Consider the following 17,977-nt stretch of genomic DNA (forward strand, 5'->3'; position numbering starts at 1 on the left):
TATCCTATCACAATCACCAGCGGTGGAAGAAGAGATTGTCTTCCTCTTCTGGAATCTGCTTTTCCAAGATATCGGCAGCATCTTCGATTGAGCTTAGACTGTCGTTGTCGATGAAGAGTTCATCACTTTTCAATACAGAATATAGTTGTTCTTTAGTTCTCGCTCCGGTAAGTATTGTCTCTACAGGTTGCCGCCTTGCCCAATGCAACGCGACTAGGGCAGCGCTGGTTCCATACCGTTTCGCTACTTCAATCAATCTGTCCAGTAGAAGCAGATAATCGTGATGATAGGGCTGTTGAAAGGGAAAAAGTTTTCTGCGAAGATCTTCGATTTTGAAATCATCCATTGTCCTATAACGGGCTGAGAGCAGACCAAGGGCGAGAGGGCTATACCCTACTATTTTGATTTGGTTTTCATTGCAGAGGGGCCCAAGAGTTCTCAGACTTTTCATCCATACAAGGGACACGGGCATTTGGCAATAGGCTATTTCGGTTGTCTTTATGGCTTGGACAAGGAGAGCTTCGGTGAAATTGCTTACCCCTAGCATTCTGAACAATCCTTTCTTGCGTATCCGATCCAACTCATTCAAGTAGGGTGCGAGCGGTTTTGAAGAATCTGGCCAATGGATATAGAGGATGTCGATATATGGTGTACAGAGACGTTGGAGGGAACGACGCACCAATGATTCGAGCTCGTCGCTCTTGCTTGGAAGAAAAAGCTTGGTTGCAAGTGTGAACGAATCGCGGGGAACGGTATGAGAAAAGCGTCTCAGTTGTTGTCCGGTAATTTGTTCAGAAGTCCCTTTCCCGTAGCCTTGCGCCGTATCGAAATGTCGTATTCCCGATCGAATGGCAGCATGGATGGTTTTAATGGAATCCTGACGTTCCTGGTCGTACCAGAAACCGCCTCCAAAAGCCCAGCATCCGAGGCCAAGGGGGGCAAGTTCCAATGGCACCCTATTCATACCGAAGGTTCTTGCACCTCAATCAGTTTACTGCTGAGCATTTTTTCTCCATCGAAAATGAATCTTCCGATGAAATTTTTGCCTTCCAGAGCGAGAGGAATCCACAATGGGTCATCTTCCCACATTTTATCATAGGGAAGTTCCGCAATAGGACACCAGAATGGATCGGCTTCATCTGTCTCACAGATGTCTCCTGTGTGTTCGTAGGCGAAGAAGACGTGACCCCGCATTGCTAGGCCATCAGTGAACTGGAATTCGAGCAAGCCCTTGTATTCAACTGAGCTTACCGTGACACCTGTCTCTTCAGTAATCTCCCGCATAGCTGCCTCGCTAGCTGTCTCTGCTTCTTCAATATGTCCGCCGGGAGCATTCACCAGCCCTTTTCCCAGACCAGTCTTCTTATGTATCAAGAGAACGTTGTCACCATCGAACAGGTAGCAGAGTACAGCGGTCTCGTCCGGTTCCCAGCTGTCCCAGTCGATATCATCCACATTTTTAGTTTGTGCTATGGTCGGGACTTCAGAGGGGGACTCCTCCTCAGTTTCTTCGGTGGTGGCTTGCTCAGGATGATCTTCTTCCCAACACTTTACACAGAGGTTGTCATCGAAATTAATGGTTGCGGTCATGGTAAGAGGAGCGTTGCATCTGTCGCAATGGGTCTTGAAAAGGAGTATGCGATTTCTGAATGGAATAGCAATTAATACTGTCAATACAAGGGCTGGAATTGCCATCCAATGAGGCCATCCTCTGCTGAGAATGATCACGATGAACACTTGCCATAACATAGCTAGGGAAGCGAGGATCAGAGTCGCTGTCCGTTTCTTATAACTACGAGGAGCAAATTTTCTCTGGTAGAGGTTGACTGCTAGTATGGCGACAAGGAACCAAAGATAGTTTTCGGCGATTTTTTCAAGTATCATGAAGTTGACAGTAGCCTGTGAATAGGGAAAAATCAAGAGTCGCCACCGATCATACATACCCTTCAAGACAAAGTCCAGTTGCACCGAAAAGCGTAATGGAGTAATCTACAATGGTCCGATACCATGGAGGATAGACATATGATGAAGCCCGAAGAATTAGCCAGTTATATTGACCATACCCTTTTGGCAACCAATGCCACAGAAGAAAAGATAATTCAACTTTGCCAGGAGGCGAAGCAACATGCGTTTGCGTCTGTTTGTGTAAACAGTTGCTGGACCGCAACCTGTTCCAATCTTCTCAAGGAGAGTCCGGTCAAAGTCTGCACTGTTGTTGGATTTCCGCTTGGAGCTATGAAGAGCGAGAGCAAAGCATTCGAGGCGTCCAAGGCTATTGAAGATGGTGCAGAGGAAATCGATATGGTAATCAATGTCGGTTGGCTCAAGGAGGGGCGCCTGGATGCCGTTGAGAAGGATATTCGTCTGGTGAAAGAGGCTTGTGGGGATAAGCTTCTTAAAGTTATCATAGAAACCTGTTTGTTGTCAGATGAGGAGAAACAGACTGCTTGTAGACTTTCAGTCAGTGCTGGGGCTGACTTTGTAAAGACCTCTACCGGGTTTTCGACTGGTGGGGCAACTGAACAGGATGTCGCTCTGATGCGTTCGGTAGTTGGAGAGGGCATTGGTGTGAAGGCTTCAGGAGGAGTCAGGAGCTTTGAGACCGCTGTTGCCATGATTTCTTCTGGAGCAACCCGTTTGGGCACCAGCAGTGGTATCGCAATTGTCCAGGGAGCTGCTTCGCATGCCGCGTACTGAGGAACAACAGAAGCTACCCGATGATTTCCTGAAAAGTCTAGGCTTTCCTACCATTACAGTACATCAGACCTTTACCCATTTTGATTTTACACTCCCTGGAAGGAGAGTATTGGTCATTGGACCCATGGGATCGGGAAAGACTGAATTTTCTGCCCGTGTCTGGCGGGATGCGGCGATTGCACAAAAGAAAAGTGATGTCATACGGCGATTAACCAGTACCAATGGAGTCGATAGGAGAAAAGTCTTCTTTATCCGTTCTGAAATTGATGGAGAGCGATTCAAGGAATATCCTGTCGACGCGCTTGCATATAGGAATGGATATATCCGCTGTGGTGATAATATTGCTAGGATCCGCGATTCTTTCGGATTGGAGCAGGTCCTTGCCGACCACCCCGATGTAGGAACCTTCATTATCGATGAAGCCTCTTTTTTTGATGAAAGATTGGCTTATGTAGTTCGAAACCATAGCCTTGAACGTGGAATCCTCTTCATTTTTCCCACTCTCATCCTAAATTTTCGTCGTGATATCTTCAATTCAACAGCCCGATTGATGCTCGACATAGCAACCGATGTGATTCCACTTACAGCCTATTGCGAGCACCCCGATTGTATGAAGGATGCTTTCTATACCTATCGTTACTATCGTGTCGATGGTGTGGAGTGTCCTGCTCTCTATTTCGATCCCTTGATCATCGTTGGAGGAGATACACAGAAAGATGACTCTTTGAGTCCAAATTACTGTTCGCGATGTGATGAGCACCACTACCTTCCTGCAAAAGAGTATACGTTCTTCCATCTGAAGCCATTGGGTGAACAGGCTGCTCGTGGTGATACGAGACCATTAAAAGAGGAAATGCGGGCTCTTACCCATGCTATTTCCGAATCAGCACTCTATAGGCATATGGAACAACGTTACGGAAAACGTCCGGATGCACAGATTTTCATGAATGCCCTGAAGCCTGGTTGTTTGGCAGAAAAAGCACTCATCTATCTGTTCTGCGAACAAAATTTGTTGCCCGAGGATCTATTGGTACGTCTTGTATATGACTTGGGTCTGGATAGGACGTATATGACGAAGGTCCTCAACGACAATCTCAGGCCGGTTTCTTTCGACCAACCGTTGCTCTCGGTCGTGGATTAAAATCATTATTCCGGACAATTGATAAAATTTGGACAGTTGTTTTCTCGGATTGGTTTGACATCAGCCTACTAGCGGGCTAAAATACTCTATCATACGTATGTAAGGAGAGTTCACATGAAGAAGTTTTTAGTTGCTTTTTGTGTACTGTTGCTCCTTGGCTCAGTAGTGTTCGCACAGGGTCAAGCTGAAGCGGGAAAACAATTGCTCAAGGTCGGAATGGTTACCGATGCAGGTACCATTGACGACAAGTCGTTCAACCAAGGAACATGGGAAGGTATTCTCCGTGCACAGCAAGAGGGGCTTATCGAAGCCAAGTACCTCAAGCCTGCAGGAACCACAGAAGCCGATTATCTCAAGGAAATCGGGAACCTCTATGACGCCGGATACCATTTCATTGTCACTCCTGGTTTCAAGTTCGAAACCGCGATTTTCGAGGCCCAGGACAAGTATCCCGATGCTAAGTTCGTCATCCTCGATGGTGAACCCCACTCGGCCGACTATTCTGTGTTCAGGATTGAACCAAATGTCGTCGCAGTCTATTGGGCAGAGCATGAATCTGGATTCCTCGCTGGAGTAGCAGCATCGTTGCAGATCCAGGAGGGTGAATTCGGATTTATCGGTGGTATGGAAATTCCTGCAGTCCAGAAATTCAACTGGGGCTGGCAGCAGGGTATTAAGTATGCCAATGAAAATCTTGGAACCGACATTGCAATCAAGGCAGAGAATGTTCTCTATCAGGGTTCGTTCGACAACGTTGCTGCTGGACAGCAGATTGCTGCATCCATGTATGACAAGGGAGTTGATGTAATCTTCGCTGCTGCCGGTGGGGTTGGTGTTGGCGCTATCAACGAAGCAAAGGCTCGTGCAACAGCCGGAGAGAAAGTATGGATCGTCGGTGTCGATGTAGACCAGTATCCTGAAGGTGTCTTGCCCAGTGGAAAGTCTATTATACTCACCAGTGCTATGAAGTATCTCGATCGTGCCTCCTACGACATGATTGAGCACGAATTGGCTGGAACCTTCCCCGGTGGTGAAGTTCTCCACTTGGATGCTACCAACGACGGTATCGGTATCCCGGTTGAGAATCCAAACCTTTCCGACGATGTCGAAGGTCAGATTGACGAATTGTATGCCAAGCTCAAAAGTGGAGAAGTCAAGGTCGCTGCAGAGCAGCTTCCCGGACTCTTCAAATAAAAAAGCTGTTTAAATTCAAGCAACAATACAAGGGCCGCCCTCCAGGCGGCTCTTGTTGAATGAAGGTTTGCTTTTAACAATGCACGGTATGACCGTGCTCTCAAGGAGGCTGACGCCCGATGAGTCATGTAATAGAAATGTTGAATATCCGCAAGGAATTTCCTGGTATCGTTGCCAACGATAACATAACCTTGCAAGTGGAAAAGGGTGAGATCCACGCCATTCTCGGTGAGAATGGAGCCGGGAAGTCTACTTTGATGAGCATTCTGTTCGGTTTGTACCATGCCGACCGGGGAACCATCAAAGTACGGGGAAAGGAGGTGCATATTGCATCTCCCAATGATGCCACCGATCTAGGGATCGGCATGGTCCACCAGCACTTCCAATTGGTGCAGAATTTCACGGTTACCGAAAATATCATCCTTGGTATGGAAGGCGGTTTCTTCCTTGATAGAAAAAGTGCCGGGAAGAAGATCAAGGCACTCTCCGAGCAGTATGGCCTTAGTATCAATCCCGAATCGGTTATTGAGGACATCACCGTTGGTATGCAGCAACGGGTTGAGATACTGAAAATGCTCTACCGTGATGCTGAGATTTTAATTTTTGACGAACCGACGGCTGTGTTGACCCCCCAAGAGATCGAAGAGCTCATGCAGATCATGCGCAATATGGTCAAGGAGGGGAAGTCAGTAATTCTCATAACCCATAAGCTGGACGAAATTAAAGCTGTTGGCGATCGATGCACCATCATTCGAAGGGGTAAGTTGGTAGATGTAGTCGATGTAGAGGCCACATCGCAGGCAAAGATGGCAGCTATGATGGTTGGAAGACCGGTAAATTTCAAGGTGGTGAAAGAGGCAATGGAGATTGGTGATGCTGTTCTTGCTGTCAAAGACCTCAATGTCCAGAACTTCAAGAAACTTCCGGCTGTAAAGAATTTTTCTTTAGAGGTCTTTGCGGGTGAAATTGTAGGTATCGCTGGTGTCGATGGGAATGGACAGTCGGAGCTCGTGGAGGCTATCACTGGATTGAGACCTATTGTTTCCGGAAAAGTGTTTTTAAATGGACAAGATATCACTCATGCATCAATCCGTGATAGGAACGAGTCTGGAATAGGCCATATTCCTGAGGATAGGCAGAAACGTGGTTTGGTCATGACGTCATCCCTTGGCGCCAATATGGTAATCAAAGAATACTATAGAGAGCCGTTCAGTAAGCGAGGAATTCTCCAGCAGGGTGTGATTGACAAGCATGCCCAGGATATATGTGAAGCTTTTGATGTCCGATCTGGAGAAGGAATCCATTCCCATGCAGGTAAACTTTCAGGAGGAAACCAGCAAAAGGCTATTGTTGGACGGGAAATGGCTCTAGAGCCTGACCTGATTATTGCCGTGCAACCTACCCGAGGATTGGATGTGGGGGCAATTGAGTATATCCATAAACGATTGGTCGAGCATAGGAATAAGGGAAAAGCGGTCTTGTTGGTATCCTTTGAATTGGATGAGATTTTCAATCTATCGGATCGGATAGCCGTTATGAATAGTGGTGAGTTGGTGGATGTCGTGCACACCAAGGAAACCAATGAGGAGGAGGTCGGTCTTATGATGGCTGGCGTCAAGAACAAGGAGGCTGCCCAATGAGAATGAAGAGCAACGCGTTCCTTATAGCCATTTCGGCAGTCGTTCTCGGATTGATAGCCGGTGGAGTACTCATGATGGCAATAGGCAGCAATCCTTTCGAGGGATTCTATTACCTATTCCGTGGTGGACTTATGAATATGGAGCGTATTGGCAATACCCTTGCTACTGCTATTACCCTCGTTCTGGTTGGTCTCTCTGTTGCCTTTGCCTTTAAGACTGGTCTCTTCAATATTGGAGCGGCAGGACAGATATTGGTAGGAGGTTTGTGTGCGACACTAGTTGCTCATTATGTATTCTTGCCGAGGCCATTATACCTTCTTGTAATTATCCTAGCTGCATTTTTGGGAGGAGCTCTTTGGGGCGTCATTCCTGGAATTTTGAAAGCAAAATTTAATGTCCACGAAGTTGTTGCAACGATTATGATGAACTGGATAGCCTACTGGTCCATATACTATTTCGTTCCTGCCTATCTGAAAGGTCCTTCGTTGGAGACAGAATCGATGTCCATAGCGATAGAGCAGACCTTACGATCACCTTGGCTTACTAAAATTTTTGGTGGCGGATACATGAATCTCGGAATCTTTGTTGCGATTATAGCTGTACTCGTGATCAAATTCATCCTCGATAAAACCACATTGGGATTTGAACTGAAGGCTGTCGGATCCAATAGGTTCTGTGCCGAATATGCTGGTATAAAGGTAAACAGGAATGTGGTCATCTCCATGATGATTGCAGGAGGGTTAGCCGGATTGGCTGGTATGACCTACTATACTGGATATTCTCGGAATATCCAGATAGGTGTCATGCCTCAGATGGGTTTCGATGGAATTGCAGTGGCTCTCCTTGGTGCAAGCAATCCTATCGGAGTTTTCTTCTCCGGACTTTTCTTTGGCATGTTGCAATCAGGTAAAGGTTTCATGAATGCCATGACTGAAGTTCCCCCTGAAATTGCTGATACGATTATTGCTACTATCATCTACTTCACTGCAACCAGCGTACTCTTCAGTAGGTTCTGGGATATGGTGGGAAGGAGAAGAAAAGCCAAAAGAGAGCTGAAAGCCAGCCAAGAACAGGATATAGAGGAGGTGAGCCATGAGTGATGCAACAAGAAAAAGCTTTTTGACCACCCGTCTGGGAGTACTTCTCATTGTAGTGATCGGACTCGTCCTCTTGGCGATGGTCTCCTCCATACAGATCGTGGGTAGAATACTTCCCTATGCGATCGCCTATACGATTCCCTTGCTGGTAACTGCTCTAGGAGGCCTTTACAGTGAGCGCAGTGGTGTTACGAACCTTGGATTGGAAGGTTTGATGTTGGTAGGCTATTTTGCCTCTGCATTAACTATCCGCATGACTGAACAGACGCTTCTTGAGGCGGCATTGCCCTTGGGGTTGCTCATGGGTGTACTCGCAGGGGCATTGTTCTCTATGTTGCATGCGTTTGCATCTATTAATTTGAAGGCTGACCAGGTAATCAGCGGTACTGCAATAAATATGTTGGCAAGTGCTTTGACAGTCTATCTTGCCAGGACAATCGCTGGAAGTGGAAATGTCCGTATCATGTTGGGAATTGTCCGTCGTGACATTCCCTTGCTATCAGATATTCCTGGATTAGGGACTTTATTCTTTACCCAGTCTTACTGGAGCACATGGGTAGCTCTCGCAGTATGGGGGGCTTCATGGTTCCTTCTCTATAAAACATCGTTTGGATTGCGTCTCAGGGCTTGTGGTGAACACCCGTCAGCTGTCGCTTCTGCAGGTGTGAATGTCTATAAGATGCGGTATTTCGGAGTGGGAATGTCGGGAGCTTTGGCAGGACTCGGAGGGAGCATTATCCTGGTTACCTATTCGGGAGAATTTAATGGTACCGTTGCAGGACTTGGCTTCCTATCCATTGCAGCCTTGATTTTCGGCCAATGGAAACCTCTGGGGATATTAGGGGCTACCTTCTTCTTTGGAACTGCTACGACGATTGCGAATGTTTCCCAGGTCATTCCTCAATTGGGAGTCATTCCTCCTGTATTCTTCAAGGTGTTTCCGTATGTGGTTACACTTCTGGCTCTGGTGGCATTCTCGAAACGCTCTGCAGCCCCGAAGGCTGTTGGAGAACCTTTCTGACAAATAAGAGGTCCAATTATGAGTGATATCATGAAGAAGCTACATGAAGCAGCCGAATATGTAAGGCAGATGATTGGTGAAGAACCCGTTTCCATTGGGATGATCCTTGGCTCTGGACTTGGGGATCTTGCCAATGAATTGGAAGATTCTGTCGCTGTTCCTTATGCCAAGATCCCCCACTTTCCTGTCTCTACTGTACCAGGGCATGCCGGTCGTCTGGTTGCAGGTATGCTCGGAGGCAAAAGAGTTCTGGTCATGCAAGGGCGCTTCCATTTCTACGAAGGGTATGGCATGGATACGGTAGTATTTCCTGTACAAATGATGAGAGTACTTGGGATTCGAAATCTTTTGGTCACTAATGCCGCCGGTTGTGTGAATACATCATGGCAACCCGGTGATCTTATGTTGATAAGCGACCATATAAAGTTGATTCCAGACAATCCTCTCCGTGGAATTAATATTTCTGAGTTAGGAGAGCGATTTTTCGATATGAGCACAGCATATTCGGAAAAACTACGGGCAATGGCCAGAGAACAAGCCTCTAAGTTGGGAGTCGTTGTACGCGAGGGAATTTACCAACTTTTTACTGGTCCTTCGTTCGAAACACCAGCTGAAGTCCGTTTTGCTCGAGCATGCGGAGCCGATGCCGTTGGAATGTCCACGGTTCCAGAAGTAATCGCAGCTCGACATGCCGGCATGGAAGTCTTGGGTATATCTTGCCTTACCAATATGGCAGCAGGGATTCTGGACCAACCCTTGAACCATGAGGAGGTCCTTGAAACGGGAGAGCGGGTAAAGTCAACTTTCTCCGCACTTGTGAAGGTTATAACCGCCGCATGGCCAGTGTAGAAGCACAAGAGCTGATTTCTCGACTTGGATTGGAACCCTTGGAAGGCGAGGGTGGTTATTATAGGAATATTTTTCTCGATACCCAACGGATTCCGACCGCACATCTCGGAAATTTTGTTGCATCTGAGCTCCCCCTCTCGAGTGTTATCTATTACCTGATGACGAAGGAGAGCTTTTCAGCACTCCATTGGCTGGCAGGACTTGAGGTATGGACTTGGATAGCTGGGGACCCTGTGGAACAAGTAATCATCCATCCTGGATCGGTAGTAGAGACTCGGATCCTTGGTTTTGGTCCAGAGAGGGAATCGGTCTCTGTTGTACTCGGCAATAGTTGGCAGGGATCGCGTATACTTGCTGACGGTACTCATGGTTATGCCCTGTGTAGCACAGTCATGAATCCGGCATACCACCCAGATGATTTCGTTTTGGCTGATCGCAGCATTTGTATGCGATATCCAGAAGAAAGCGACTTGTTGCTACAATTCTTACCAAGAGGAGCTCAATAATGGATTTTGGATTACAGGGCAAACGTGCCTTAGTTACCGGAGCATCGGGTAATCTTGGTGGAGCAATAGCTACCGCTTTGGCTATGCAGGGTGTTTCGGTGGCTCTGCTCTATGGGACAAAATCGTCTCGTGAGAGGACCGAGCTGCTTGCGAACAGGCTTTCATGTCTAGACCATGTAGATTCATTTGCATGCTATGGGAATGTGCGGGACGATACGGTAATCAAGTCTGCAGTAGATGAGACCATATCACGTTTTGGCACGCTCGATATCGTAGTAAACAATGCTGGGATTTTCACTTCTTCATCTCAACAGCAATTATCAGAGGAAGATTGGGACGCCGTGATGGACATAAATCTGAAGGGTATTTGGCGAGTGCTCAGATCTACGTTTGAAGTTCTAAAGGAGAGTCGAGGAGTGGTAGTCAATGTTGCTAGCATCAATGCGCTGCGCCCAGGATTTGGACTTACAGCCCACTACGATGCTTCAAAGGGGGCTGTTGCAGCCTACACGAGATCTTTGGCTGCAGAATATGCCCCCTACGGAATTCGTGTGAATGCTGTAGCTCCGGGGCTACTGGATGCCCGTTCATTACGTGAACATGCTCCAGATCTCGTCCGCCTTTACGAGCAACGTGCTGCGCTTGGGCGATTAGTTTCTCCGCAAGAAATTGCTTCTCTTGTTTGTTTCTTGTCTTCCGGTGCATCCTCTGCGATGACTGGAGAAATTGTTGCAGCGGATTGTGGTTATGCTATGATGTAACGATGAAAATCCTTTGTGTGGCAGATGAAAAGGACCCTTTAGTCTACTCTTCCCATGTTGTTGAAAGATATGGTGATGTTGATATGGTCATTTCGGCAGGAGATCTTCCACTAAAGTATTACGAATTCATTGTATCTTCGTTGAATAGGCCTTTCTACTTTATATTTGGCAACCATCATGTTGAAGATCTTCCGAAATTTACCAAACGCTTTGGACTCGAGGATGCCTATGACCTTAGATTCGAACGGTCCCGTATGGGCTGGGGGGTCGGTGGCGATTTCATCGATGGTTTGGCGCTGAGGGACCCTGCAAGTGGGCTCTTGTTGGCTGGGCTAGGAGGTTCCATGAGATATAATCATGGGGAACACCAATACACCGAGTTGGAGATGTATCTAAGAGTCTTTAAGTTGCTTCCCAAACTGTTCTATAACCGGATCCGCTACGGTAGATACTTGGATATCCTTATAACACATGCTCCCCCTAGGGGTTTGGGCGATCGAGAGGATCTCTGTCATACGGGATTTAAGGCCTTCCTTTGGTTCATGAGAAAGTTTAAGCCACGATATCTACTACATGGACACATCCACCTGTTTGATTTAAACTCTCCACGTGTCATGCACTATTGCGAGACAGAGATAGTCAATATTTTTGGAAGTTTTCTTTTGGAGAAGGATTGAGAATATATGGGATTCTCCAGTTTTACGAGTAGGGAAGATTTCTCCAAGGCCCGTTCCAAGGCGAGGATGCAGGAGTTGCTTTCCACTTTACGATGGAAGAACAATGAACTCCTTTCATTTTATGAAGTGACAAAACTCATACGTCCTCGACGGGAAACATATCGAGGCCATATGGCTATTCCTATCAATAATATTATTGGTAGCGAAGGTCGTTACCATGATTTTACATTGGCCTTCTATCCTCGAAAAGAGATGCTCCGCAATCGTTGGCAAAGTATCGATGAAGCTCATCTCAAGCAAGTGACTCTTCCACCGATAAGTGTTTACAAGCTTGGAGACTATTATTTCGTTCGTGATGGAAACCACCGAGTCTCGGTTGCTAAGATGCAGGGAGTGGAATTTATCGATGCCGAAGTGGTGGAACTCGATTCCCAAATACCTCTCGAACCAGGATTGACCAGAACCCAACTGATAAAACGGGTGGTCCAGTATGAAAGGGAGCGATTCGTTGAGGAATATAACTTCGACTCTTTTCTGGACATGGATCTAGTGAAGTTCTCTTCTCCCGGTATGTATCCCGAAATAGTGAACCATATACTTGTCCACAAATACTACATGAATGAGCACGTGAAATACGAGATTCCTTTGGAGAAAGCTGCCCAATCTTGGTATGAAACAGTCTTTCTTCCCATTGTTATGCAGATTAGAGAAGATGGTCTTCTACGAGCTTTTCCCGGAAATACCTATGGGGATTTGTATCTCTGGATAGTGCGACATTGGGATAATCTCAAGCATGGTTTGGAGGAAGAGGTGACCATTCAACACGCTACTGGTGACTTCAAACATAAATTCGCTGCCGGTTGGTTCAAACGTTGGAAGATTTGGGTGAAGGAACGATTGACGAGAAACTATCGTTGATAGTGTTTCCTATTGCCAAATAAAGCGAGTGCAGGCAACGAAAGTTTGCTTGCATACCATTCATTCGGTTTCAAAGGTGAAGGTAATGGTATCGGAGTAATTTCCTGCCAATGCCATCTCATCTTCGGGGGCCAGAATTTCGAAACTCCCATTGATCTCAAGACCTTGCATAGGTTTCGGTATACCATGATCAACTGGTTGGAGTATGCCGTCACCATAATCGAAAGACATGAGGTAGGTGATGAAGGCTTCTGCACTCTCATGTTTCAATCGCATGGTGGTACCTTCATTATGTTCACTTGCTATTGTTAGATAGATATCAGCGTTCGATTCATAGGTATATTGGCCAGTATGGGTTGTTCCCAATGTCAGGTCTATGGTAGAGGGGCCAATGATTTGAAATGTTGTTTCCGCAAGGATTGTTGAGTTGAGGGTCAATATCTCAGAGTCCATGTAAATAGGGTCGCTATTTTGTGGAGGAGCTGCAACTAGGGTAAAAGATACGAAGAGTGCGATGCTAAAAATAAAGAGTTTATACCTATGTGTGTCGCCATTTTGCTTCTTTTTCCCTCTTTTCATAAAAATAATGTAGCAATCGTGGATACTTGTGTCAATAGTTTTTTCTCAGGTGAAGATGTAATAGAATATACCGAATCGAGAATTTTAAAATCCATAAATATATATAATATAAATATAAAGTAGACAGGCTATACATAGTTCTTAAGATCTTTTTCGAAATATTAAGCTTGAGGCGATACACTGATTTTATTCGAGTCATGGTAGTGATATGGCTCTTGTGTCAAAAGATTGGGGCAAAGATAGCAAAACATGCAAGCAAATTGTTTTGTAGTATTCTTTTCGAGGGAAATATGTCATAATGAATCAGATATAGGAGAATTGAAAGTCATGATAACTTCGTTCAGTTCGGAGACCAAATCCGCACAAATAGCTCGTCAGATAGAAGAGATGATATTGACCAAGGTATATCAGGCTGGAGAGCCGCTCCCTTCGCAACAGGAGCTTGCTGTAGAGTTCAATGCAAGTTCTCGCTCCATTCGCGAAGCCTTCAAGCAGTTGGAAGCGAAAGGGTTGGTGACCATTAGTCAGGGTAAGCGTGCTATGGTAAAGTCGAACAATCTTGAACAGTTTGTTGCTTCACTGTCATCTACGCTTATTAGCAACCACACCACAGACAAGAAGCTTTTGCTCGACCTCATGCAGGTAAGGACTACCGTTGAGGTCTCCGCTACCAGGGAGCTTTCCCGTAGTGACCAGAGAAGTATTCTTGTCCGCTCTCTCGATAACTTGACTACGAAGATGGAGGCTTTGTTGCCTCGTCTGAAGTCGGGAGAACAGGAGGCTGCAGCCCAATGGAATAGCCACGACTTCAACTTCCACAAAACATTGATTGATTCCAATGACAACGTCATACTTACTGCTATATATGAAAACCTCTCTCCTCTGCTTTATTCAAGTATGGATCAGATTTCCAATACATACGCAGAATTGGAGAAAAGTACACGGGAACACCGCTACCTTGTTGAGGCTTTGGAGCAAGGCCAGACAGACCTTGCTGTTGCTCTAGCTCTTGTCCATCTTACAGCTATTCGAGGTAAGTTGGAGGCGACAATCATCTGATTCAACAATTCGTGCATTAGCTTATACGGCAGGGAAAACAGCTTTTCCTTGCCGTTTTTGTATGCCTTGCACAGATGGGTTGTGCCAAGAGTTGACAAACATAGAACCAAACTCATGACACTAGATTATAGTTTGTAGTGGCTCTTGCCAAAAAAGTTGTTGTATAGTACACTACAGAAGTACATATGCTTGTTTACTTGTGACAGAATCTTTTTAAGAGTTGTCATAAGTTGAGGAAATAATGAGGAGGTCCATCTACATGGACGTTATTGAGCGCATACCACAAAGTGCTCTCCAAGGCCGGACCAAGTCGGCAAGAATAGCAAACTATCTCGAAGAAATGATTCTTTCGGGAGAGTTGGGCACTGGTGAGCTGTTGCCTTCCCAACAGGAATTGGCTGACAAGTTTGGAGCAAGCTCACGTTCGATTAGAGAGGCTTTCAAACAGCTTGAAGCGAAGGGGTTGCTGACGATAAGCCAAGGACGTCGTGCTTCCGTTAAATGTAATAACTTAGACCAATTCGTCGAATCTTTAACAGATTCAATCATCCGTAGTGGGAGTAGTGATACGAAGTTGCTGTTGGATTTGGTTCAGGTCCGTACGAGTGTCGAGGTTTCCGCTGCACGTGATTTTACCCGTAATCCTCGACGAAAAGAAATTGTGAAGGAACTGCTCTTATCTGCAGGAAAGATGGATGAGTCCTTGCAGGGGATCAGGGTTCATGACCAGTATGCTATGGAAGAGTTCCGCAGATATGAAGGTCTTTTCCATACGGTATTGGTCCGTTCGAACGACAATATCATATTGGATGCCATTTACGAGAACCTCTCTCCATTGCTTGATGAAAGTCTCTCCTATTCTGCGGTTACTATTGAAGAGTACGAGAAGAAGGTCCGTGAATATCTCTATATTGCAGAAGCTCTGCAAAGCGGTCAAACAGATTTGGCTGTAGCCCTAGTCTTGGTGAATCTGACCAATTTGAAGAAACGCATTGAATCACATGCTGAAAAGAGGACCAAGTTCGCTTTCGCATAGGCTGGTTATCTCTTGCAAGAAGCCTCCTCTTACCCCTATTCTGATGGGTACGTGGAGGCTTTTCGATGTCCGTTGAACCAATCATATCCTTACGTAATATCACTGTCCGCAGAAGTGGAAGACCTATTGTCGACTCTCTTTCTCTCGATGTGTATCCGACTGAGCATGTTGCAATCATTGGTTCCAATGGAGCTGGGAAATCAACTCTTGTACAGGTGATAAGTCAGGAGGTACATCCGTTATGGGCTCCAGAGAGCAAACGCTTGATCTTCGGTCAAGAGCGTTGGAGAGTCCTAGAGCTTAGAAAGAGGATGGGAATAGTCTCTCAGTCGCTGCAATATATGTGCAATACTACCTTTTCTGTTCGGCATATCGTCTTGTCAGGGTTTTTCAGTAGTATCGGACTCGATTTCCATCATCAGGTGACCAGCGATATGGTAGATATGGCGGATCAATGTCTAAAAGATCAGGAAGTGTTCCATCTGAAAGAAAAGCCGATGAGAACGCTCTCCTCAGGGGAGGCGCGAAGGGTGTTGCTTACCCGGGCTGTGGTTCATAATCCCGAGGTCATGCTATTGGATGAGGCCGTTTCGAATCTGGATCTTCCCGCTAAGCGAATGTACAGAGATTCTCTAGAGGCATTCGTACAGGATGGACGAACTCTGATATTGGTTACCCATGACCTTTCTGAAATAATCCAACCGATAGGTCGGGTGGTAGTAATGAAGGAGGGGAAAATCATTGCAGATGGTCCAAAGGAAGATGTCTTGAACGAGGATGTCTTGAGTCAGGCATATGGGACCCGAATTTTTGTCTCAGAGCGTGAAGGTCGATTTAACGCTTGGTGTTGAGGCTTCACCATAGTATATTGGTCTTATAGCATGGTGCTATACCATCAGGAGGAGGCTTTTCATGAATAGATGTTCCATCATAGTCCACAGCGTCAACGGTAACAGCTACATCATTGCGACCTATCTTCAGGAGTTGCTCACACAGCGCAATGTCGATGCTCGTTTGTATCGAGTGGAAGATCCGGATTTGCACATCTGGGCTAACAAGGCCGATACAGCCAATGATTTTTATGAAGATATCCAGGCTTTGCCTGTAGCCAATGAATCTACGTTACTCAAGAGTAGGATGGTCATAATGGGTTGCCCTACGACTTTCGGAAATGTCTCTGCCGAGATGAAGACTTTCATGGATTCCACGTACTCACTCATGGAGAGTAGGGAGTTAGGAGGAAAATTCTTTGCCTGTTTCACCAGCTGTACGCATAGTATCTGTGAAGGAGCCTTCTGCTTGGATTCCATGGTTCACTATGCACAGACCATGGGGATGGTTCATATTCCTTTGGGGATCCACGATACTCTGGAATGGGCAAACCAGCCGGTGAGCGGAATCGTACACCTTGCAGGTAAGGAAAACGCCATACGACCATCAAGTCAGTTGGGAGATGTTTTAACAGCTTATGCTGATACCCTCGCAGGGTACCTTCAGTAGAAAACAATAGGAACGCGCTAGAAGGGGCCCGGCGGAAGCCGGGTTTCTCTTTGTGGATGTGTCAGAGGTTTGCCCAATCATTTGACATAAGCAACAACTTTTTAGGTATAAAATGCTTTAAAGTTAAAGCGTTAGTGAGCGTTAATGTAAGAAGATTTAGGTAAAAAGGCCCTAAAATGTCACAAGATGGGATGAGTTGAAAAATAATAAAACAATATAATATAGTAAATTATAAAATATTATAAAATTTTGTGTAATTTTTTCTAAAATATTTTGTTAATCTATTGACATAAGTTGAAGGTGATAGTAATGTATGGACATCCACTGGAAATGGTGGAAACAAAAATGAATAAAATGACGTTGAAGTCAAGATAGGAGTTATAAAATGAAAAAGGCTATTGCAATCTTGTTGGTACTTCTTGTTGCCGGTGTGGTGTTTGGTGCGACTACATACTCGGGTGATCTTGGTTCTAGTAATGAATTGACTTTGAATGCAACTAATGCTAGTAAGACAACTTTTACTGTTGATCAGCTTGAAGGTGAAGAGGGAAATGAAATATCCTTGGATGTTGGAAGTACTTTTAGGGGATCGACAGGTGTGTCAGTAGCGACATGGAGTTTTTTTAGTACCACAGGAGATGCAGCTCCTTCGGTTGAGATTACTTTTGACGGTGTTTTCACTTCTGCAGCTAATGGCGACTATACAATCCCATACGAAGTCGCATTTGAAAATGCAGCTTCAACTACTTCTACATTTTCTGCCTCGACTATTACCTATGACGACTTTGCTAGGACAGGTAACAATGGTGCGTTCTTAACTACTTCTAATGAGAATAACGGAAGTGTATACGTTAAAATAGCAACTGGCCAAGAATCTACCGAATATGCAGCGGCAGAAGATTATAAAACAGATATTACATTTAGTGTGACTGCACTCTAAGCAGTGAACAAAGAAATTGAAAGAAAGTGTCCTATGCAGGGCACTTTCTTTGTATGACGGGTATGTCATCATTCTTGGGTGAAAATCCTAAGGGGTGTAGGTGTGGACGAACCCGATAACGAATTGTTGATATCACATCGTGAGGTGTGGGAGATAAGAAACAATATCAAAATTGAAATCCTATTTACAGAAACCTGAGAGAGCTCGGATGAAAAACGAGAATTTTAGAGAATGACACCCTTTCAATCTTTGAAATACAGTATTCTTGAAACTTGCGTGATAGAGATTCTATGCATACCCAGAAGTATCGAGGATGTTGCTTTGGACCCAGAGCACCTAAGTAATTTGTAGACTTGAGAAGT

Annotated in this window: 19 protein-coding genes; 16 read left to right on the forward strand and 3 right to left on the reverse strand. The window is 45.5% G+C overall.

Annotated elements, in window-relative coordinates; genetic code table 11:
• Positions 1 to 13: 13 nt before the first annotated feature.
• Together ACODJP_RS06985 and ACODJP_RS06990 are read right to left on the reverse strand one after the other, a co-directional pair.
• Positions 14 to 964 carry an aldo/keto reductase gene (locus tag ACODJP_RS06985; RefSeq protein ID WP_422479909.1) on the reverse strand — a complete coding sequence of 317 codons (951 nt, stop codon included), beginning with the start codon at positions 962 to 964 and terminating at the stop codon, positions 14 to 16.
• On the reverse strand, positions 961 to 1,884 hold the full coding sequence (locus ACODJP_RS06990) for an 8-oxo-dGTP diphosphatase (RefSeq protein WP_422479911.1): 924 nt from the start codon (positions 1,882 to 1,884) through the stop codon (positions 961 to 963). The genes ACODJP_RS06985 and ACODJP_RS06990 overlap by 4 nt, the downstream gene beginning before the upstream one ends.
• A 141-nt stretch (positions 1,885 to 2,025) precedes the next feature.
• Between ACODJP_RS06990 and deoC the strand changes: the two genes are divergently transcribed.
• The 11 genes from deoC (at position 2,026) to ACODJP_RS07045 (ending at position 12,501) form a co-directional block, all read left to right on the forward strand.
• Positions 2,026 to 2,697 (forward strand): deoxyribose-phosphate aldolase, encoded by a 672-nt coding sequence (gene deoC, locus ACODJP_RS06995; RefSeq protein ID WP_422480396.1) that lies wholly within the window; start codon positions 2,026 to 2,028, stop codon positions 2,695 to 2,697.
• Positions 2,684 to 3,838, forward strand: a complete 1,155-nt coding sequence (locus ACODJP_RS07000) for a thymidine kinase (RefSeq protein ID WP_422479913.1) — start codon at positions 2,684 to 2,686, stop codon at positions 3,836 to 3,838. Before deoC ends, ACODJP_RS07000 begins: the two co-directional genes overlap by 14 nt.
• 114 nt (positions 3,839 to 3,952) lie before the next feature.
• Positions 3,953 to 5,032 carry a BMP family lipoprotein gene (locus tag ACODJP_RS07005; protein WP_422479915.1) on the forward strand — a complete coding sequence of 360 codons (1,080 nt, stop codon included), beginning with the start codon at positions 3,953 to 3,955 and terminating at the stop codon, positions 5,030 to 5,032.
• 119 nt (positions 5,033 to 5,151) lie between these two features.
• Positions 5,152 to 6,672 carry an ABC transporter ATP-binding protein gene (locus ACODJP_RS07010; RefSeq protein WP_422479917.1) on the forward strand — a complete coding sequence of 507 codons (1,521 nt, stop codon included), beginning with the start codon at positions 5,152 to 5,154 and terminating at the stop codon, positions 6,670 to 6,672.
• A complete protein-coding gene (locus tag ACODJP_RS07015; protein ID WP_422479919.1) occupies positions 6,669 to 7,772 on the forward strand; it encodes an ABC transporter permease in 1,104 nt (367 codons plus the stop codon). Before ACODJP_RS07010 ends, ACODJP_RS07015 begins: the two co-directional genes overlap by 4 nt.
• 76 nt (positions 7,773 to 7,848) lie before the next feature.
• Complete coding sequence (locus ACODJP_RS07020) at positions 7,849 to 8,790, forward strand: ABC transporter permease (protein WP_422480398.1); 942 nt, start codon at positions 7,849 to 7,851, stop codon at positions 8,788 to 8,790.
• A gap of 18 nt (positions 8,791 to 8,808) precedes the next feature.
• A complete protein-coding gene (locus ACODJP_RS07025) occupies positions 8,809 to 9,639 on the forward strand; it encodes a purine-nucleoside phosphorylase (protein WP_422479921.1) in 831 nt (276 codons plus the stop codon).
• Positions 9,627 to 10,145 (forward strand): cupin domain-containing protein, encoded by a 519-nt coding sequence (locus tag ACODJP_RS07030; RefSeq protein ID WP_422479923.1) that lies wholly within the window; start codon positions 9,627 to 9,629, stop codon positions 10,143 to 10,145. The genes ACODJP_RS07025 and ACODJP_RS07030 overlap by 13 nt, the downstream gene beginning before the upstream one ends.
• A complete protein-coding gene (locus tag ACODJP_RS07035; protein ID WP_422479925.1) occupies positions 10,145 to 10,906 on the forward strand; it encodes an SDR family NAD(P)-dependent oxidoreductase in 762 nt (253 codons plus the stop codon). The genes ACODJP_RS07030 and ACODJP_RS07035 overlap by 1 nt, the downstream gene beginning before the upstream one ends.
• A 2-nt stretch (positions 10,907 to 10,908) precedes the next feature.
• Positions 10,909 to 11,583, forward strand: coding sequence for a metallophosphoesterase (locus ACODJP_RS07040; protein ID WP_422479927.1), 675 nt, complete (start codon positions 10,909 to 10,911; stop codon positions 11,581 to 11,583).
• Between the two features lie 6 nt (positions 11,584 to 11,589).
• Positions 11,590 to 12,501, forward strand: coding sequence for a transcriptional regulator (locus tag ACODJP_RS07045; RefSeq protein WP_422479929.1), 912 nt, complete (start codon positions 11,590 to 11,592; stop codon positions 12,499 to 12,501).
• Between the two features lie 60 nt (positions 12,502 to 12,561).
• On the opposite strand, the gene ACODJP_RS07050 is transcribed toward ACODJP_RS07045, so the two are convergent.
• Positions 12,562 to 13,080, reverse strand: coding sequence for a hypothetical protein (locus tag ACODJP_RS07050; RefSeq protein WP_422479931.1), 519 nt, complete (start codon positions 13,078 to 13,080; stop codon positions 12,562 to 12,564).
• A gap of 327 nt (positions 13,081 to 13,407) precedes the next feature.
• Between ACODJP_RS07050 and ACODJP_RS07055 the strand changes: the two genes are divergently transcribed.
• From ACODJP_RS07055 to ACODJP_RS07075, 5 genes are all read left to right on the forward strand, one after another.
• Positions 13,408 to 14,139: a FadR/GntR family transcriptional regulator gene (locus ACODJP_RS07055; RefSeq protein ID WP_422479933.1), complete on the forward strand. Its 732-nt coding sequence runs from the start codon at positions 13,408 to 13,410 to the stop codon at positions 14,137 to 14,139.
• Between the two features lie 259 nt (positions 14,140 to 14,398).
• Positions 14,399 to 15,175: a FadR/GntR family transcriptional regulator gene (locus ACODJP_RS07060; protein ID WP_422479935.1), complete on the forward strand. Its 777-nt coding sequence runs from the start codon at positions 14,399 to 14,401 to the stop codon at positions 15,173 to 15,175.
• Positions 15,176 to 15,240: 65 nt separating this feature from the next.
• Entirely contained in the window at positions 15,241 to 16,026 is a 786-nt protein-coding gene (locus ACODJP_RS07065; RefSeq protein WP_422479937.1) for an ABC transporter ATP-binding protein, read from the forward strand.
• A gap of 61 nt (positions 16,027 to 16,087) precedes the next feature.
• Positions 16,088 to 16,675, forward strand: a complete 588-nt coding sequence (locus ACODJP_RS07070) for a flavodoxin family protein (RefSeq protein ID WP_422479939.1) — start codon at positions 16,088 to 16,090, stop codon at positions 16,673 to 16,675.
• Between the two features lie 385 nt (positions 16,676 to 17,060).
• Positions 17,061 to 17,615 (forward strand): hypothetical protein, encoded by a 555-nt coding sequence (locus ACODJP_RS07075; RefSeq protein WP_422479941.1) that lies wholly within the window; start codon positions 17,061 to 17,063, stop codon positions 17,613 to 17,615.
• Positions 17,616 to 17,977 lie beyond the last annotated feature (362 nt).

It is taken from the genome of Pleomorphochaeta sp. DL1XJH-081, from assembly GCF_049310885.1.
Lineage (GTDB): Bacteria > Spirochaetota > Spirochaetia > Sphaerochaetales > Sphaerochaetaceae > CAYZJV01.

Excerpts from the sequence above, each read along its gene's own strand:
- ACODJP_RS07010 (WP_422479917.1), top strand. The coding sequence starts at position 5,152 with ATGAGTCATGTAATAGAAATGTTGAATATCCGCAAGGAATTTCCTGGT.
- ACODJP_RS07075 (WP_422479941.1), top strand. The coding sequence starts at position 17,061 with ATGAAAAAGGCTATTGCAATCTTGTTGGTACTTCTTGTTGCCGGTGTG.
- ACODJP_RS07050 (WP_422479931.1), bottom strand. The coding sequence starts at position 13,080 with ATGAAAAGAGGGAAAAAGAAGCAAAATGGCGACACACATAGGTATAAA.
- ACODJP_RS07015 (WP_422479919.1), top strand. The coding sequence starts at position 6,669 with ATGAGAATGAAGAGCAACGCGTTCCTTATAGCCATTTCGGCAGTCGTT.
- deoC (WP_422480396.1), top strand. The coding sequence starts at position 2,026 with ATGAAGCCCGAAGAATTAGCCAGTTATATTGACCATACCCTTTTGGCA.
- ACODJP_RS07030 (WP_422479923.1), top strand. The coding sequence starts at position 9,627 with ATGGCCAGTGTAGAAGCACAAGAGCTGATTTCTCGACTTGGATTGGAA.
- ACODJP_RS07065 (WP_422479937.1), top strand. The coding sequence starts at position 15,241 with ATGTCCGTTGAACCAATCATATCCTTACGTAATATCACTGTCCGCAGA.
- ACODJP_RS07035 (WP_422479925.1), top strand. The coding sequence starts at position 10,145 with ATGGATTTTGGATTACAGGGCAAACGTGCCTTAGTTACCGGAGCATCG.
- ACODJP_RS07005 (WP_422479915.1), top strand. The coding sequence starts at position 3,953 with ATGAAGAAGTTTTTAGTTGCTTTTTGTGTACTGTTGCTCCTTGGCTCA.
- ACODJP_RS07000 (WP_422479913.1), top strand. The coding sequence starts at position 2,684 with ATGCCGCGTACTGAGGAACAACAGAAGCTACCCGATGATTTCCTGAAA.
- ACODJP_RS07045 (WP_422479929.1), top strand. The coding sequence starts at position 11,590 with ATGGGATTCTCCAGTTTTACGAGTAGGGAAGATTTCTCCAAGGCCCGT.
- ACODJP_RS07025 (WP_422479921.1), top strand. The coding sequence starts at position 8,809 with ATGAGTGATATCATGAAGAAGCTACATGAAGCAGCCGAATATGTAAGG.
- ACODJP_RS07055 (WP_422479933.1), top strand. The coding sequence starts at position 13,408 with ATGATAACTTCGTTCAGTTCGGAGACCAAATCCGCACAAATAGCTCGT.
- ACODJP_RS06990 (WP_422479911.1), bottom strand. The coding sequence starts at position 1,884 with ATGATACTTGAAAAAATCGCCGAAAACTATCTTTGGTTCCTTGTCGCC.
- ACODJP_RS07060 (WP_422479935.1), top strand. The coding sequence starts at position 14,399 with ATGGACGTTATTGAGCGCATACCACAAAGTGCTCTCCAAGGCCGGACC.
- ACODJP_RS06985 (WP_422479909.1), bottom strand. The coding sequence starts at position 964 with ATGAATAGGGTGCCATTGGAACTTGCCCCCCTTGGCCTCGGATGCTGG.
- ACODJP_RS07020 (WP_422480398.1), top strand. The coding sequence starts at position 7,849 with ATGGTCTCCTCCATACAGATCGTGGGTAGAATACTTCCCTATGCGATC.
- ACODJP_RS07040 (WP_422479927.1), top strand. The coding sequence starts at position 10,909 with ATGAAAATCCTTTGTGTGGCAGATGAAAAGGACCCTTTAGTCTACTCT.
- ACODJP_RS07070 (WP_422479939.1), top strand. The coding sequence starts at position 16,088 with ATGAATAGATGTTCCATCATAGTCCACAGCGTCAACGGTAACAGCTAC.